We start from the raw sequence: 15798 nt of genomic DNA on the forward strand, positions 1-15798 counted from the left end.
CACGTCAGTCCGCGCGCAACTCAGGAAGCGTAAAGTCCATGAAGCGCTGTTCCTCGGCGATGGTGGCGGCATCGATCACGCCGCCGGTGCCATCACCCACGGTCTGCACCGCTTCAAGCTGCCACATGGCGACCAGCGCAATGGCGAGTTCCGCCGTCACGCGTGTGTTGAGGTCGATGCTTTCCTTCAGTTCGTCCATGTCATCGATCAGCCCGACAAGGCGGTCGACCCGCTCGAGCGATTGGCCGGCATCTTCATAGCTGTTCTGGGCCGCGGCCGAGACGAGCGCGCCGGTCGTGGCTTGTGTGGCCACGCGATTGGCGCCCGGATTGCCGCTGGTGGCCATTTCCGAAAGCGTGTCATCGTCAAATCCGAGATCGGCCAGGACCCGGTCCATCTGGGTTTCGATCTCGCCCGCGCCGGAGCCAGAGAGGCCAGAGAAGTCTCCGGTCTTGATGGCTTCGATGGTGGCGAGGATATCACCGAACTCCTGGTCGAGCAGGCCGTTCAGCTCGTCTTCCATCTCGGTGCGGATGATTTCCGGCAGTTCGGCAAGGCGGGTGAGGGCTTCATAGGTTCTTTGCAGCTCCGCGAGTTGGTCCGTGAGTGTCGCAAGCTGTTCGCGGAGCTGCGTCAGCTGCTCGTTTTGCAGGATCTCGTCTTCGATCATCTGCCGCAGCTGCTGGATGTTTTGTGCGATGTTCTGGGTGTCGACGACGGGCACGCCTTGCGCCAGGGCAGGGGACAGGGTGCCGAGATGCAGGCCAATTCCAAGCGTCGTGGCCAAGGCCGTCCTCACGAGTAAATCTCTCATCAGTCTATCTCCCTGATCGTGAATTCCATGAACGCGCCCTCGGCCATGCGGGCGCTGGCCTGTGCCAGCTCTTCGGCCGAGAGTACGCGGGTCCGCGCCGCCTGTAGCCGGATGCGGGCCGCGACGAGACGCACGAGTTCGGCGCGGGCATAGGTATTGAGCGCGACGCTTTCCTGTACGTCTTCCGTCGCGGAAATCCGCGTGACGATGTCTTGGATACGCAGGGCAGCTTGCCTGATCGCGGCGGGCGAGTTGTTGCCATAGAAAGCCGCGCCATGCCCGGTCATCGAGAGGTTGGCATTGGCCAGAAGCGCGGGGTCGATCGTGCCGAGCGCGTCTATCCCGCCGATGCGGCTCAGATAGAGATTGTAGCGTTCGGGAATGACCGTGACGTAGTGCTGGGTCTCGGCGAAAGGCGGCACGCCCCCATATTCGAACACGCGACCGGGTCCGGCGTTATAGGCCGCGAGGGCGTTGATGATGTTGCCATCGAAGGTGTTGAGTTGTGTCGCGAGATAGCGTGCACCGCCATGCACCTGCAGGTAGGGGCTGTCATAGTATTCCGGATTGATGCCCAGATCGCTGGCGGTACCGGGCATGATCTGGGTGAGACCATAGGCGCCGACGGGAGACCGTGCCCCAATCGTAAACCGGCTTTCCTGCCAGATCAGCGCTTGCAGCAACGCGCGCCACTGGACGGGCGAGAGCCCTGCGCGGCCAACACCCGCAAAGCCGCTGGTCTCCTGGGCGACCCGGATGATGAGCTGCTCGATGGTCTCAGACGCATCCCCGAACATCTGCGCACCGCCGCGATTGGGATCGATCTCGCCCGTTCCATAGACGGCTTCCACGGCGCGGTCGGGATCGCCGCTGCCGCTTTCCAGCCCCGAGACCATGGCGGGCAGGCCCTGACCGCCGAAGCTGGTCTGGGCATCGAGGATGCGTCGGAGGGTTTCCAGCTGCTCCCGTTCGATCTCGGCGATGAGTTCGCGCACTGCAAGCTTGTCGGCCTGAACAGCTAAGTCTGCCTCGCGATCGCCGGTCTCGACGATGTCACGCGCGGTCAGCCCACTGTCATTGGTCGGCACACCTTGAGACAAGGCGAGACCAGGCAGCAGGCAAAACGCGAGGATATGAGGCAGCCTAGACTTCAATGTCGGCCTCCGGGGTGCCAAGGGGCGTGAAGTCACAATCGGGCGCGTCGGGTGCCGTGGACGCAAGAAATGTGAAGCAGTTCGCCTGCGGCTCCCGGTACTGGGTGCAGGAGGCCAGCGCGCCGAGCGCAGCCAAAGCGACAAGAATACGGATCATGAAAGCCTCCAAAAATCTGGGCGGTCGCGGTAATCGGCGCCGACAAGCGCCTCGCCTTTCTCCATGCCGCCAAGGATGGTGAGTGTGGGGCCAAGGGCGCTCAGATCGGCATCGACGACGATCGAGCCCTGATCGTCGCGGATCAGCGCCAAGCGGCTGTTGCTGCCCGTGTTGAGAAGGACGTCGAGTTCCTTCTCCGTGAGGTTCAGCATTGCGTAATCCGCAGGCTGCGCGCGGATATTGGGCAGCAGGATCTGCGTCGGCACGGCTTCGACGATGGTCTTGCCGGTCCGGGTGCGCTCGAGCTGGCTTGCGTATTGCGTCATCATCACGGCAACCGTGTTCTGCTTGCGCGCGGTCACCAGCCAGTTTGACAACCGTTCGGCGAAATATGCGTTGTCGAGCGCCTTCCAGGCCTCGTCGATCACGATGATGGTGGGGCGGCGGTCCTCGATCTCGCGCTCGACCCGGCGGAAAAGATAGGACAGGACCGCCATCCGTTCCTTGTCGGCCTCGCTGTCGAGAATGCCGGTCAGATCGAAGCCCACGACATCGCCCTTGAGCGAGAACGTGTCCTCGAGACTCTGCCCGAAGATCCAGCCGTAGCGGCCGTCCTCAGACCACTCGAGCAGGCGCTGGTGCAGATCGCCGCCATCATCGGTGGACACAAAAAGCGACGCGAAATCCCGCCAGTTCCGCAGGGCCGGATTGGTGGCCTGGGCATTCTGGCGCACGACCTCCTGGATGCGGTTGGTCTGCGCCGGGGTCAGGGGTTTGTCAGCGCGGTAGAGCAGGGTTGTGAGCCAATCCGAGAGCCAGGCGGTGCCGCGCGCATCGGTCTCTGTCCAGAGCGGGTTGAGACCCGTGGGCTGGCCGGCGTTCAGGGAGGCGTAGCGCCCGCCATTGGCGCGCACCGCCATCTCCATGCCAAGACGGTAATCGAAGACGAAGATCCGCGCCCCTGCGCGACGGGCCTGGGTCATCAGAAAGGCTGACAGCACCGATTTGCCGGACCCAGGCCGCCCCATGATCAGGGTATGGCCGCTGGTCGGTTCTTTGTCGGGCGATCCCTGCTCGTGATAGGAAAACCGGTAGGCGCTCTGCTCCGGCGTGGGCAAATATGTGACGACCCGGCCCCAGGGGGTAAGTGCTGCAGGTTTGCCGAGCTGTGTCCGGTGGAAGGCCGCAAAATCCGCGAAGTTGCGGTTGGTGACGGCGCTGGCGCGGACGCGCTTGGGCTGGTTGCCGGGATGCTGGCTGAGGTAATGGGCCTTTGCGGCGACCCGCTCGCCGATCATCTTCACGCCTTCGGTTGCGGCGGCGTTCACGATCTCCGCGCTGAGGGTTTGCAGTTCTTCGAGCGTGTCGCAAAAGAGCGTCACGACCATGTGATGCTCGCCGAAGCTTTGGCGCTTGGCCTCGAGATCATCGGCGGCGATGTCGAGGGCTTCCAGGAGGGAGAGGGCCGCATCCTGGCTGGCCTGCATCTGGCGCTTTTGCCGCTTGATGCGGCCCGCCATGAGGTTCGAATTGATCGGCGTGAAGGAGTGCGTCACGATCATGTCGACCGGCAGGTTCAGCATGTCGAACATGGTGCAGGAGGTGCCTTCCGAGTATTCCCCGATGGTGAAACTCTTGCCGTAGCGATGCCCCACGACGCCTTCCGAGAGCTCGAAATGATCGCCGTGAAACGTCACGCGGGTATTGGCGACGTTGACGGACAAAAAGCCGTAGGTGTTGGCCGGGTAGAGCGGCAGCTCGGTGCCCGTGTTGAGCGCCCCCAGAAACCCTACCAACTCCCCCGATGCGGCCGAGAGGACCCGCGGCTTGAGCTCGGTAAGGCCTGACAGGAAGACGTTCACGGCCTCACCCAGGCGCTGCAGGCGTTTGCGGGTCTCCTCTTTCAGGCGATCCGGCGCGCTGCGGCTGAGGAACGGCAGGAGGCTTTTCGGGGGCGGGCGGTGAATGACGGTGAGCGTCAGGGTCTTGTCGCGGAGCCCGCTGGTCTCGAGTTTCGCGCGCCAGCGCCGGTCCACCTCGCCTGCGAAGCTGTCCTCGCGGATCCGGTCGAGATCAGGTTTGATGGCCTTGGAGACCTTGTGGACGTAATAGCTGAATTCCGGCCCAAGTTGCGCGACGATGCGGGCAAAAAGCGCCGTCACCTTGTCGAGATAGGCATCGTCCGTCGTGTAGCTGTTGATCCCCTCGAGCCGGATGCAGCGGAAGAGCTCATTGACCCGGGTGCGCACGGTCTGGCCATCGACGAGGCTCACATAGGGCAGCATATGCGCGAGGCGGGTCTCGCGCGCATACCATTCCGGCGCCATCGTGCGGGGATCGAGCGCAGCATCAGGGGCTTCATCACGGGGCATAGCTGTCCCCGCCATGGATGGACCTGTTGCGCGTGGGCGGTGTCTCCTGCAGCGACGTCATCATCACATCGATGAAGCGCGGGTCCCAATCTGCGGCCTTCCAAAGCACCGGATAGAGCAGAGCCGCGACAGCCAGCACCGCAATATGCTGGACCCAGACGAAGAGAAGCACCGAGCCGAAGAGCCAGACCATCGCATACATGATGGGCAGGCCCAGGAGCTTCGGCGGACGCACGAGGCCGAGGAAGAGAGGCGCGCGCTCAGCCACCGGCAAAGACCGCGGCAACGATGGTCGGGGCGGCGGCGACACCAGCGATGCCCACGAGAACCCAGAGCGCCTGGCGCAGGTCGATGATGTTGAAGAACCAGCTCAAGAAAACGCCGAGGACCGCGAGCGTCGCGATCACAACACCGAGCGGACCTGTCAGCGCATCGACGATACCCTGCAACAGGCTCTGGATCGGGGAGAGATCGATGCTTTGAGCAAGGGCCGGTTCGGCAATGAGCAGGAATAGCGCCAGCGAGGCGACAAAGAGGTTTGAAATCTGTTTCATGAATTTGATCCTTCCAATCGGGCTACGACAGCCATGACGCGGGCCACGTGGTTCTGGGTTTCTCGGTAGGGGGGAACGCCGCCATACTGGCGGACCGCATCGGGCCCCGCGTTGTAGGCCGCCAGCGCCAGATGCGGATCGCCGAAGGTTTCCAGCATCATCGCGAGGTAGCGGGCGGACCCGTCGAGGTTCTGCAGCGGATCACGCGGGTCGACGCCCAGATCACGCGCAGTTGCTGGCATCAATTGACCAAGGCCAATGGCACCCGCACTTGAAATCGCATCCTGCCGGTAGGCGCTCTCAACCTCGATATTGGCGCGGTAGAGAGCCAGCCAATCCCTCACGGAGAGCTCTGCGCGCCGCAGGCCCGGATGGCCGGCATAGCGCAGGGCCGTTGCCTCGATGCCTAAGAGAACGTCTGCGCGGGGCAGGGGTGCTGGCTGGGCGAGTGCCGCAAACCTCAGCGCGTCAGGTTCGGAAGCTGCTTCAGTCTCGCCAAGAATGGCCAAACCATCGGACGCCGATCCCTGACCAATGCCGTCATTGTAGTGTCGAGCAAAGCTGCTTTGGGAGCGTGACGGGATCAGGGAGCCGTCGCTCTCCATGACCAGGACCATTTGAGCTGAGGCAGGTGCTGCGACCAGCCAGAGACAGACGAGGTTAGCTGCCAGCGCCCTTGTCTGATGGGGCTTTGTCTGGCGGCGCAAGTTTGTGCGTACGGCTTGTCCCCGCCTCAAGCGGCAGGTCGACATGCGCAAAACCAAGGCCAATGAAGAAAGACACCACGCCGGAGATCGTCTTGAACTCGCGGATCTTGATATCGTTGTAGGTCGTCCGCGTGCGGGCAGTGACCAGGAGCTTTTCCACCCCGTCATCAGAGACAACGCGCATGATCCAGACCCCGTAATAGCTGGGGCCTTTCTTATGTGCCGACTCCTGGCACAGGATTTCTGCGCTATAGCCGCTTTCCACGAGCTCGCGGAACCTGGCTTCCGTAACCACATTTGGTGCTTCGATGTCCCAGTTCATGGCCCGGCTCACGCTTTCTCCAATGGCGCGACCCCAGGCATTCCCACTTGAAGCCCAGAGTTACGATAGTATACTATCAACCGCAAGATGTAATATCGTGCTTTAGCTGTAGTTTGGTCACGCAAACACTAGTCACGGCCAGTGTCTGCGATCAAGGAGATAACAGGTTTGAGAAACCCAAGGTTGACAGGCCTGCTCCCATTGCAAGCTCTGGCCCTTCTGATCTGCGTTCCCGGGCCGGTTTTGGCGGAATCCTGCTTCGCCCCGGCCCGTCCTTTCATGCCAAGCGATTCGCAGGCCGCGCGGGACTATTCGGACATCATCCGTGGCGACTTCGAAGATTACATCCAGGATATCCAGAGCTACTTCCGTTGCCTCGACAGCGAGCGCGCCCGCGCCTTCGAGGAAGCGCGCGAAGTCAGCGAGGACTATGGCCGATTTCTGCAATTGGTAGGGGATTGATGGGCAACCTCGGGAGCATCAGACTTGCAGCCCATGGAAACCAGACGCCGATAACACCCTCATATATCTACTTTTTAGATAACAGATTTCATCCGCTAGCGACGTCACAAAAGGTATGTGACGCGTGGCAAAGACAATCAGAAGCAAAGGGCAAGTGGCACTCTGCCAGGCGTTGGTCGACGCGCGCATCAAAGCGGGCCTCGGCCAGAAAGACTTGGCGGATAGGCTCAGATGCCACCAATCCCTTATTGCCCGTCTTGAAAGCGGTCAGCGCCGGGTCGACGTTGTCGAACTGGTCGTTTTGGCGCGTGCCATCGGCTTTGATCCGTTCCAGCTTCTGGCGATCGTTGAAGCCGCCACGGAGCCCGACCACAGGATTTGAAGCCAATGAATTGTTGAGAACACGGAAACCCATTTTCCCGGTCTGATGATCATTCCCTCCTTGAGGACCAGTTAGCCAACATCAAAGAAGCCCGGCGCGCGGTCGTAGTGAACGCTCTGCAACCCCACGCCGCAATTCGCAGCGCCACAGTGCAGGAAGTCAGTAAACAGTGAACGATGATAGGGGTGAGGGCGTCGCGATCGCCAATCTGATCGGGACCGATGGGTGCAGTGTTGTTGGTTGGGTTTTTCGCTGGAGTACAGGCTCACATGCGGTGATGTGGGACGTCCATGGGCCTCAGCCGGTATCGGAAATCCGGCCAGATCTGGGTGCGGAACAGAAGCAGGAAATCGACTTCGATGCGCTCACGCGGATCGGAAAAAGTGACAGTGGATAGGCTTCTCAGGCTGCCGCCAGTTCATATTGATGGAAAGGGTCTGCGAGCGTACCGGTCATTGGAGTAGATGGCAGCGAAGGTCTCGAAGGAGCCCTTTTTGACGAATGCTGCCGAGCGACTGGACGGCCGCTTCGGCGGACCCGCAGCTTAGCGAGGTGTTCTCCGTTCGGGTCTAGACATACTCCGTAATGCGTTTCAACAAGGCGACACCGGCACCTGATAGAACGCCGCAAGAAGACGTAAGCTCTTGACGACGCCCGGTTTCGAGCGGGTGGGGTCCTGTTATGTGACCGTAACCTGCCCCATCATGCCCGCATCCTCGTGTTCGAGGATGTGGCAGTGATACATGAATGGTGTCTCTTCCGAAGCCAGCTTGTCGAACCTCAGCAGGATTCCGGTCGGACCCTGCACACGGACAACATCTTTCCAACCGATCTGCGCCGAGTCGACCGGCCGTCCGTTCTGACTCACGCCTCACGATAATTGTCACACGCCTCAACGCCCTCTGCGACCACGTCGAGAAGTGCGTCCACATCGCTCAGAAGAACCGTGATGCGCGGGCTGCTGATACGGTAGCGGATGAAACGCCCATGGCGATCGCTGGCGACAAGCCCGCACTCCAGCAGGCACCTCAGATGGTTGGAGACGTTGGGTTGCGATAGTTTCGTCCGCTCGACGAGCTCGTGAACGGCCAATGGCTCGTTACAAAGTGCACCGAGGATGGCCAGGCGGCTCGGGTCCGCGAAGCCGCGAAACAGCTTCGCCCGTCGCTCGATGGTTGCGCTCTTGCGGTCATCGACGAATTGCGCCATATCACTCCTCGCTGATATGTTGTTCTTTGATTCATCCTAGCAGGAATAGCGCGACCATGGCCAACACCGAAAGTGCCGGATTGACGGCAGATGCCCCGCCCGTCCGTTACCGGGTTTCCGGTATGGACTGCGCCAAGGATGCCGCACAGATCGAGCGGGCGGCACAGTCGGCCGGAGTCGCGCCCGGCGATGTGAAGGTGTCGGCCGCAACTCACATCATGACACTGAATGCCCCCGAAGCGCGCCTGCCGGACATCGAAAAGGCAGTCGCGGTGACAGGCTATGGCTTCGACCGGATCGATGGCGATGAAGACATTCCGCCGAATCCTGCCCATCAGGACCCGGCCTACCGCCGCGCCCTCTGGATCGTCGTGATCCTGAACGTGGGATACGGGGTCCTCGAAATGATCGGCGGTTTCATTTCCGGATCGCAGGCCGTGAAGGCCGATGCGCTCGATTTCATCGGCGATGGCGCGATCACCTTCCTCGGCCTGCTGGCCATCGGCTGGAGCCTCGCTTGGCGGGCACGGTCGGCTCTGATCCAAGGCATCTTCCTCGGGCTCCTCGGTCTTGGCGTCCTCGGCACGACCATCGTCCGGGTCTTCGAACAGACGACGCCGGATGCAGGTCTCATGGGCCTGCTTGGCATGATCGCCCTTGTCGTCAACGCCATCTCCGTTCTGCCACTGCTGCGGTTCCGCAAGGGCGACGCGAACATGCGGGCCGTCTGGCTCTTCTCGCGCAACGACGCCATCGGTAATGCGGCGGTCGTCGTTGCCGCCGGTCTTGTGGCGTGGCTGGGCAGCGCATGGCCAGACCTCATCGTCGCTTTCGGTATCGCCGGGCTGTTCCTGCACTCGTCATGGGCGATCATCCGCGACGCGCGGGCCGATCTGAAGGCAGCGGCATGAACAGCCGCGTTCTGGGCGGGCTCTGCGCGATCGCGGCGTTCGGCCTCGATCAGGGTACCAAGGCGCTTGCGCTGAACACACCGGCGCTTGAGCGCGGCGTCGAGGTTCTACCCTTTCTCAATCTCGTGCGGGTTCTGAACGATGGAGTCAGCTTCGGTATGCTGGGCGGGATCGTGCCTTGGTGGGGTCTCATCGCGCTTGCTGGCGTGATCGTGGCATGGCTGCTGATCTGGTTGTGGCGCGCGCCGGACAGGCTGACGGCTGCCGCTCTCGGTCTGATCATCGGCGGCGCGCTCGGCAATGTCCTCGACCGGCTGCGTTATCAGGCCGTCCCGGATTTTCTGGATTTCCATTACGGAACATACCACTGGCCGTCCTTCAATCTTGCGGATGTGGCGATTTTCTGCGGTGCGGCCCTGCTGTTCTGGGACAGCTTCCGCTCGGCGCAGAACAAGCCCGAACGTAACCACCGAGAAGAAAACGTTACGGGGAAATAATCGATGTCCAGCATCGACAAGCGCGGATTGAAATGTGCCTGCGTCGGCGGGAACTCCAACGTGCCGCTCGGGTTCATTTCCTTGACCGAGAACCTGATGATGATCGTGATGGGGCTCGGGATGGGCCTGCGCGCCCTCGGGGGCTGAGGTGAGAAACGGGGGCGTCGTCGTGACGCCCCCGGTGCCTTTCTGGGTTAGCCGACGTGCTCAGGTGCGACTGTGGACGTGAAGGTCGCGGTGACCAGCAGGATCACGAGGAAGGCCGCTACCTCCCATCGGATCGACGCCCTCAGCGGGCCGGCGTTTCCGGTCTCGGCCAGGGCAGGGGTCAGCCGAAGCTTGTTCAGCCCGGCGAGGCCGAGAAGCAGGGCCACGACTGCCAGTTTCAGCATCAGGAACTGCCCCCAGGGTTGGGTCAGGACCGCGATGGGATCGCCCGCCAGGATCACCAGGATGACGACGCCCGCCACGACAAGTAGCCCGACCATGACAAGCGCTGCCTGACCGAACCGTTCGACAGTACGCCAGGCTGCCTCGTTGCCGCGCCGCGCCATGTCATAGAGCGGATAGAAGCCCCCGATCCAGAAGCTCGCAGCCAGGATGTGGATGACGAAAAGCGTTGCAAGCGCCAGCCTCGGATCTTCGGTCGCGTGACCACGCAGCGCGAAACTGATGGCAACAAGAATGACGCCAAGGACCGCCACAGGTCGTGTCCAACCGCGATTGAGCGCGATGGTCGCGATGCCGAGAAGGCCAAGAATTTCGGCCTCCACCGACAGGCCGAGCGGGCTGAAGAGCGCGACCTGAAGCATCATCGGATCAAGCGCGCCGCCGAAGCCCCCGTAGAAGAAAGCCGCCCGCAGCGGAATGTTCAGCGCGCTGAAGACAATGCCGACGAAGGCTGACCATGCTGCAAGTCGCCTGAGGCGACGGCTTGCAGGGGCATCCAGCTCCGTCAGGAGCCAGAGGTTGATCACGGAGCCCGCCGCAAGCAGGACACTGACATACATCCCCGCCTTGACGAGGATCGAGGCGATCTGCACCGGTTCCAGTGCGGCAAGAACTCCGCCCATGATCAGTTAGCGACCTTAAACGCGAAGCTGCCGTTCATCGGGTGGCCGTCCGGCGACATGCCGCGCCAGTCGATCTTGTAGCTGCCCGGTGCGAGCTTCGGCAGCTTGCCTTCCCAGGTCTTCACGGCCTGGTTCGCGGCAGGACCGTTGATCTTGTAGGTCTTGCCATCAGGTGCGGCCATCGTGACGGTGGTGATCTGCATGGGATCGGTGAACATCAGGTGCATGACCTTGGTGTCCGCGCCGACCGTCTGGCCGTTGCCCGGCATGGTCATCATGCCCTTGCCGTGGGCCAATGCAGCGCCTGCGCTCAGGGCCATACCGACCGACAGTGCGGCGGACGTCAGGATAGTACGAAGTTTCATTGGGGTGCTCCCTTGGTTGGTTCAGGTTGAAAAGGCTGCGCCCTCTCCGCGGCTTCGAAGTAGCCGAGAGGGCGCAGAAAAATCAGAACATGAAGTTGATGCCGACGACGCCGGTCAGCTCGTCGACTTCATGGCCATGATCGCGGAGAATGTCGGCTGTTCCGCCGAAGGCGCGTTCGTAGTTCACGCCGACATAGGGCGACACGCTGCGGCCGATCAGGTCGTAGCTCAGTCGCAGTCCCAGCTCGACAGAGCCGCCGCCCGCCGCGATTTCGCGCGCGGGATCATCCGCCAGCGGCAGGCTGACTTCGAGAGACGGCGTCAGGATCAGCCGGTTGGTCAGCAGGCCTTCGTACTCCACCTCCGCCCCGATGTAGGGGTATTCGGAAACGTAGAGCGCCGCCTCGACCTCGAACCACTGTGGCGCGAGGCCGGTGACGCCGAAAGCGCCATAGTAGCGCTCGGGCGCGCCGTCCGGCGTGGAGGCGGCGATCCCGATGAAGCCATCGAAGAAGTCGGTGATCGGTTTCTGGAGGCGGATTTGGTTGTCCATCTCTTCGAAATCGCCGCCTTCGATCTTCGCGCCTTCGCTCTTCCAGACGAGCCGCAGTTCGTCGTTTCCGACCCATGCGTCGAATTCCCAGGCAAAGGAGTTCTCTTCATCGCCCATCCGGTATTCGAGCTTGTCGGTCCGGACGCTCCAGACGGTTGGCGACATTCCTGGGTCAGCCATCGCAGCAGGTGCAAAAGCCAACGCAAGTGGAAGCCCGAGGGCCGTTCCAAGAAGTCGTTTTTTCATGTGATTGTTTTCCTTGGAATACGCGCGCATCAGGACGGCCCACCTTCGACGATAACCTTGCGGAACATGCCGCCCGCCATGTGGTAGGAGAGGTGGCAATGGAACGCCCACTGGCCGGGGGCATCGACTTCGGTCTCGGTGTAAAGCGTTGTTCCAGGGGCCACGCTGACCGTATGCTTCACGGGGTCATAGGCCCCTTTGCCGGTGTCGAGGAGCGACCACATCCCGTGCAGGTGCATCGGGTGCGCCATCATGGTTTCGTTGACGAACTTGAACCGGACGCGTTCGCCGTACTTCAGGCGGATCGGGTCGGCGTCCTCGTATTTCACGCCGTCGATGGACCAGATGTAGCGCTCCATGTTGCCGGTGAGGCGGATCTCGATCTCGCGGGTGGCGGGGCGATCACGGTAGAGCGGCTTGCGCGCCGTGAGGTCTTCGTAGCCAAGGAACTTGCCGCCATTTGCCGCCGTCGGGATCAACCCGCTACCCGGTGCATAGAAGGCAGCGCCCGGTGCGCCTTCAGCAGGAACGACGGGCATGCCAGCGGACATGTCCATGCCGCCCATATCCATCCCGGAATGGTCCATGCCAGACATATCCATGCTGCTCATATCATGGCCGGAGTGATCCATCCCGGACATGTCGAACCCGCTCATGTCCATGCCAGAGTGGTCCATCCCAGACATGTCCATGCCGCCCATGTCCATTCCAGAATGATCCATCCCGGACATCATGCCCCCCATGTCGGCCATCGTAAGCAGAGGCTGTGGCCGCATCTTGTAGTAGGGGCCGACCATGCCTGCGGACGGTGCCAGCGTGCCCCGCACCATCGCGGTGCGGCCCGCACTTTCGCCAATGATCGAATAGGCCTTGGCCTCGCGCGGCTGGACGATCACGTCATAGGTTTCCGCCACGGCGATGCGCAGCTCATCCACCACGACCGGCTTCACGTCATTGCCGTCGGCCTGCACCACCGTCATTTTCAGACCGGGCACGCGCACGTCGAAATAGGTCGTCGCCGAGGAGTTGATCAGGCGCAGGCGCACCTTCTCGCCGGGCTTGAAGATGCCGGTCCAGTTCTGCTGGGTGCTGGCCCCGTTGATCAGCGCCGTGAAGCCCTGAACATCCTCGATATCCGTGGGCATCATGCGCATGGCGCCCCACATCTTCCGATCCTGAAGGGCGGCTTTCAGACCCTCCGCGCCCGCGTCCTCGATCAGGTCCTGCGCCGTACGTTGCGCCCGGTTGTAGTAGTCTGCCGATGCTTTTAGGTTGCGGAAGATCCGCGATCCGCTGTGCGGATGCTTGTCCGTGAACTGCACCACGTAGTCGCGGTCCGTCGGCACGGCCTCGCCGCCTTTTGGGGCGATCACGATGGCGCCGTAGGCGCCGTCGGGCTCCTGGAAACCCGAATGACTGTGGAACCAGTAGGTGCCTGCCTGTTCGATCGGAAAGCGGTAGGTGAAGGTTTCGCCCGGCTTGATGCCGTTAAAGCTGATGCCCGGCACGCCGTCCTGCTGGAACGGCAGGATCAGGCCATGCCAGTGGATGGACGTGCTTTCGCGCAGATTGTTCTTCACGCGGATGACGACGTCTTCGCCTTCCTGGAAGTGCAGGATGGTAGGAGTCTGGCTACCATTGTAGCCGATCCCGTTCTTCTTGAAGGTTCCGGTGTCGATCCGGACCTTGTCGACGGTGATGTCATAGGTGCCAGCCTGCGCGGGCAGTCCGAGGGCAAGCCCCAGCACTACGGCGAGAGGCCGCAGGAAGTTCGTGTGTTTCATGTGTTTTCCGTGAGCGCGGACCAAAAACATGGCCTCGCAAAGAGGAGATCACTGCCGAGCAGTGAAGGGAGGGAGAAGGATCAGCTGGGCCAGAGGTTCGAAACTGAAGAAGACCGCAAATGATCGGATTGCCGGACGTCGCCGCTCGGGCACGCCGCAATCAACGCCGTACAGGCGCGCTCAGGCCAGAGGAGGCCGAAGGAAGGAGAGAAGAACGGACTGCAGAGCCATGCTCGGTTCGGCTGGATTCAGGTCCGCGATCCGGAAGTCTTTGTGCAGGTCGATAGCAGACGTATTTCCAGACTGATCTGTGCAAGCAACGCTGGCACAATGAAGCAGTCCCATTGGCTTGGGCTGCTGCTCAGTCTCGAAGGCAGTGTCGACCATCTGATCCTGAAGAACGGATATTTCGTCACTATGCACATGCTGAGCCGCAGCAGGCTCTGCACAATGTTCGGCCATCGGCATCACATGCGCAAATGCACTCGTCACAACGAGCTGCAATGCAACAAGAATGATGAAGACCCTACCGAGCACACAGTTTCCTTTCGTCCATCGAGGATAAACACTTCTCAGCGGTCAGTCGTCAAGTCTAAAGAAGCCCTCCAGTTGCTGGAAGCTCACGACTATGTGGGAAGTGGCGTGCTGATATCGCTATCCGCTATCTGCGCATCGCCGACATCCACTCTTGAAGATGTCGCAGGCGCAGCGAACGGCGGAAAGGTCCGGATGGTGTTGAAAAACTCGACCCGAATTTCCGGCCGGCGAGTTAGGCAGAGCGTTCCTGCTGATGTCTCACGCCGGTGACGGCCTCAGCTTGGCGAGTTTGCGGAGGTTCTGGACGGTTGCGGCTATGTGGAACTCGTCCTTGGCGCCGTTCGGTCCTCGGAGGCGAAGGCGGTCGAGACCGAGTATACGCTTGAGGTGGGCGAAGAGCATCTCGACTTTCTTCCTGGCATAGCCCGACGCAACATATGCGTCGGTCGTGGCGATCTCCCGCGCCTTTTGGCGCGCGTGCTCGTGTCTTGACCGAGAGATTTTGCGGGTCGTCTGATTGGGCGTGCATCGGGGTTTCAGGGCGCAGGCGGCGCAATCCTGTTTTCGGGCGAAGTATTTCTTGAAGCCGTCCTTTCCGAACTCTGGTCGGCCCTTCGAGATGTCCCGCCAGTAGGGCTTCAGCGCATGGCCTCCGGGGCAGTGGTACTCGTCTGCCGCTTCATCGTAGGCGAAGTCGGTGGCCGGATACGCGCCGTCCTTGCGCTCGGATTTGTCGAAGACCGGGATGTGCGGTTCGATGTTCTGTTCGTCGACGAGCCAGCCGAGCATCTCGGCCGTGCCGTAGGCCGTATCCGCGGCCAGCGTGTCCGGATGAAGGTCGAACCGCTCTCTGGTTCTCGTCAGCATGTCACGCACGGCGCCGACCTCGGCCTGCCGGATCGGAACGGTAGCCTCGACGTCGACGATGATCGCGTTGTCCAGATCCACCAGGTAGTTAGTGCTGTAGGCGAAGAAGGGTCTGTCACCGTTGGCTCCGGTAAACCGTGCGGCGGGATCGGCAGGCGAGATCGCCTTCGGCTTCACGGGCGTGGCTGCGCCGAAAGCCGCGTCGTCGAGGGTGTCGAGGTATTCCTGCGTTGCTCGGCTGGCCCCGTCTTCCGCCGACCATTCCGAGAAATCCGCTTTGGTATAACGGCTGGCATCCGCCTTGATCAGCGACGCATCCGCCCCGAAACTCTCGCCACCCACCAAGCCCTCGGCGATGCAGCGCGCCAGCACCGCCTCGAAGAGATGTCGGAACAGATTGCTCTCACGGAACCGTCCGTGCCGGTTCTTCGAGAAGGTCGAATGGTCGGGCACCGGATCGGCCAAGTCGAGCCGACAGAACCAGCGATACGCTAAGTTCAAATGTACTTCCTCGCAAAGCCGCCGTTCCGACCGGATGCCGAAGGCGTAGCCGACGATCAGCATCCGGATCATCAACTCGGGATCAATCGATGGCCGACCTGTCGTGCTGTAGAAAGGCGCGAGATGGTGGCGCATATCACCGAGATCGACGAAACGGTCGATGCCCCTGAGCAAATGATCCGCCGGGACATGGTCTTCTATCGTGAACTCGTAGAACAGCGCGCCCTGCGCAACCTGCTTCGACCCCATCATCGTCAGTTCTCCCATGCCGCAGGAGAAGTGAATCAGCAGCCAAGCCATCACTCAAGTGGAGTTTTTCAACACAATCTCC

At 61.6% G+C, this 15798-nt stretch carries 21 protein-coding genes; 6 read left to right on the forward strand and 15 right to left on the reverse strand.

All coding sequences use genetic code 11. From position 1 onward, the window contains the following. Window positions 1–4: 4 nt before the first annotated feature. Genes OB2597_RS20205 through OB2597_RS20235 form a run of 8 tightly spaced genes read right to left on the reverse strand, consistent with a single transcriptional unit; the run spans window position 5 to window position 6080 of the window. Entirely contained in the window at window positions 5–814 is an 810-nt protein-coding gene (locus OB2597_RS20205) for a type IV secretion system protein (RefSeq protein ID WP_040610012.1), read from the reverse strand. Continuing rightward, window positions 814–1968, reverse strand: a complete 1155-nt coding sequence (locus OB2597_RS20210) for a lytic transglycosylase domain-containing protein (RefSeq protein ID WP_193371892.1) — start codon at window positions 1966–1968, stop codon at window positions 814–816. The genes OB2597_RS20205 and OB2597_RS20210 overlap by 1 nt, the downstream gene beginning before the upstream one ends. After that, on the reverse strand, window positions 1958–2125 hold the full coding sequence (locus OB2597_RS22325) for a hypothetical protein (RefSeq protein WP_193371893.1): 168 nt from the start codon (window positions 2123–2125) through the stop codon (window positions 1958–1960). The genes OB2597_RS20210 and OB2597_RS22325 overlap by 11 nt, the downstream gene beginning before the upstream one ends. After that, the gene (locus tag OB2597_RS20215; protein ID WP_009807508.1) at window positions 2122–4497 is read right to left on the reverse strand and encodes a VirB4 family type IV secretion/conjugal transfer ATPase; all 2376 of its coding nucleotides are present in this window, start codon (window positions 4495–4497) and stop codon (window positions 2122–2124) included. Before OB2597_RS20215 ends, OB2597_RS22325 begins: the two co-directional genes overlap by 4 nt. Further along, window positions 4487–4765, reverse strand: coding sequence for a type IV secretion system protein VirB3 (locus OB2597_RS20220; RefSeq protein ID WP_009807507.1), 279 nt, complete (start codon window positions 4763–4765; stop codon window positions 4487–4489). Before OB2597_RS20220 ends, OB2597_RS20215 begins: the two co-directional genes overlap by 11 nt. After that, the gene (locus tag OB2597_RS20225; RefSeq protein ID WP_009503803.1) at window positions 4758–5051 is read right to left on the reverse strand and encodes a TrbC/VirB2 family protein; all 294 of its coding nucleotides are present in this window, start codon (window positions 5049–5051) and stop codon (window positions 4758–4760) included. The genes OB2597_RS20220 and OB2597_RS20225 overlap by 8 nt, the downstream gene beginning before the upstream one ends. Further along, a complete protein-coding gene (locus OB2597_RS20230) occupies window positions 5048–5668 on the reverse strand; it encodes a lytic transglycosylase domain-containing protein (RefSeq protein ID WP_009807506.1) in 621 nt (206 codons plus the stop codon). Before OB2597_RS20230 ends, OB2597_RS20225 begins: the two co-directional genes overlap by 4 nt. A gap of 43 nt (window positions 5669–5711) precedes the next feature. Then, window positions 5712–6080, reverse strand: coding sequence for a hypothetical protein (locus OB2597_RS20235; RefSeq protein ID WP_009807505.1), 369 nt, complete (start codon window positions 6078–6080; stop codon window positions 5712–5714). Window positions 6081–6290: 210 nt separating this feature from the next. Here OB2597_RS20235 and OB2597_RS20240 point away from each other — a divergent pair, with 210 nt between their 5' ends. Then, the gene (locus tag OB2597_RS20240) at window positions 6291–6542 is read left to right on the forward strand and encodes a hypothetical protein (RefSeq protein ID WP_193371894.1); all 252 of its coding nucleotides are present in this window, start codon (window positions 6291–6293) and stop codon (window positions 6540–6542) included. Window positions 6543–6666: 124 nt separating this feature from the next. Further along, entirely contained in the window at window positions 6667–6924 is a 258-nt protein-coding gene (locus OB2597_RS20245) for a helix-turn-helix domain-containing protein (RefSeq protein WP_040610014.1), read from the forward strand. 679 nt (window positions 6925–7603) lie between these two features. Here OB2597_RS20245 and OB2597_RS21580 read toward each other — a convergent pair. Continuing rightward, window positions 7604–7792, reverse strand: a complete 189-nt coding sequence (locus OB2597_RS21580; RefSeq protein WP_084658968.1) for a multicopper oxidase domain-containing protein — start codon at window positions 7790–7792, stop codon at window positions 7604–7606. Beyond that, window positions 7789–8133 carry an ArsR/SmtB family transcription factor gene (locus OB2597_RS20250; protein WP_009807501.1) on the reverse strand — a complete coding sequence of 115 codons (345 nt, stop codon included), beginning with the start codon at window positions 8131–8133 and terminating at the stop codon, window positions 7789–7791. The genes OB2597_RS21580 and OB2597_RS20250 overlap by 4 nt, the downstream gene beginning before the upstream one ends. A 56-nt stretch (window positions 8134–8189) precedes the next feature. Here OB2597_RS20250 and OB2597_RS20255 point away from each other — a divergent pair, with 56 nt between their 5' ends. The 3 genes from OB2597_RS20255 to OB2597_RS22330 are packed head-to-tail and all read left to right on the forward strand — an operon-like array spanning window position 8190 to window position 9688. Next, window positions 8190–9044: a cation transporter gene (locus OB2597_RS20255; protein WP_009807500.1), complete on the forward strand. Its 855-nt coding sequence runs from the start codon at window positions 8190–8192 to the stop codon at window positions 9042–9044. Next, window positions 9041–9541, forward strand: coding sequence for a signal peptidase II (gene lspA / locus OB2597_RS20260; RefSeq protein WP_009807499.1), 501 nt, complete (start codon window positions 9041–9043; stop codon window positions 9539–9541). Before OB2597_RS20255 ends, lspA begins: the two co-directional genes overlap by 4 nt. A 3-nt stretch (window positions 9542–9544) precedes the next feature. After that, window positions 9545–9688 (forward strand): response regulator, encoded by a 144-nt coding sequence (locus OB2597_RS22330; RefSeq protein ID WP_009807498.1) that lies wholly within the window; start codon window positions 9545–9547, stop codon window positions 9686–9688. 47 nt (window positions 9689–9735) lie between these two features. On the opposite strand, the gene OB2597_RS20265 is transcribed toward OB2597_RS22330, so the two are convergent. The 4 genes from OB2597_RS20265 to OB2597_RS20280 form a co-directional block, all read right to left on the reverse strand. Then, complete coding sequence (locus tag OB2597_RS20265; protein WP_009807497.1) at window positions 9736–10614, reverse strand: CopD family protein; 879 nt, start codon at window positions 10612–10614, stop codon at window positions 9736–9738. A 2-nt stretch (window positions 10615–10616) separates the two neighbouring features. Continuing rightward, entirely contained in the window at window positions 10617–10979 is a 363-nt protein-coding gene (locus OB2597_RS20270) for a copper resistance CopC family protein (protein WP_009807496.1), read from the reverse strand. An 82-nt stretch (window positions 10980–11061) separates the two neighbouring features. Next, the gene (locus OB2597_RS20275) at window positions 11062–11697 is read right to left on the reverse strand and encodes a copper resistance protein B (protein WP_009807495.1); all 636 of its coding nucleotides are present in this window, start codon (window positions 11695–11697) and stop codon (window positions 11062–11064) included. A gap of 110 nt (window positions 11698–11807) precedes the next feature. Beyond that, the gene (locus OB2597_RS20280) at window positions 11808–13562 is read right to left on the reverse strand and encodes a copper resistance system multicopper oxidase (protein ID WP_009807494.1); all 1755 of its coding nucleotides are present in this window, start codon (window positions 13560–13562) and stop codon (window positions 11808–11810) included. Between the two features lie 273 nt (window positions 13563–13835). On the opposite strand from OB2597_RS20280, the gene OB2597_RS22120 reads away from it, so the two are divergent. Beyond that, the gene (locus OB2597_RS22120; protein WP_154653349.1) at window positions 13836–14369 is read left to right on the forward strand and encodes a hypothetical protein; all 534 of its coding nucleotides are present in this window, start codon (window positions 13836–13838) and stop codon (window positions 14367–14369) included. On the opposite strand, the gene OB2597_RS20290 is transcribed toward OB2597_RS22120, so the two are convergent. After that, a complete protein-coding gene (locus OB2597_RS20290) occupies window positions 14358–15719 on the reverse strand; it encodes an IS1182 family transposase (RefSeq protein ID WP_040610021.1) in 1362 nt (453 codons plus the stop codon). The two genes, OB2597_RS22120 and OB2597_RS20290, sit on opposite strands and share 12 nt — an antisense overlap. Window positions 15720–15798: the final 79 nt, after the last annotated feature.

Origin of the sequence: Pseudooceanicola batsensis HTCC2597, from assembly GCF_000152725.1 — a bacterium.
Taxonomy (GTDB): Bacteria; Pseudomonadota; Alphaproteobacteria; order Rhodobacterales; family Rhodobacteraceae; genus Pseudooceanicola; species Pseudooceanicola batsensis.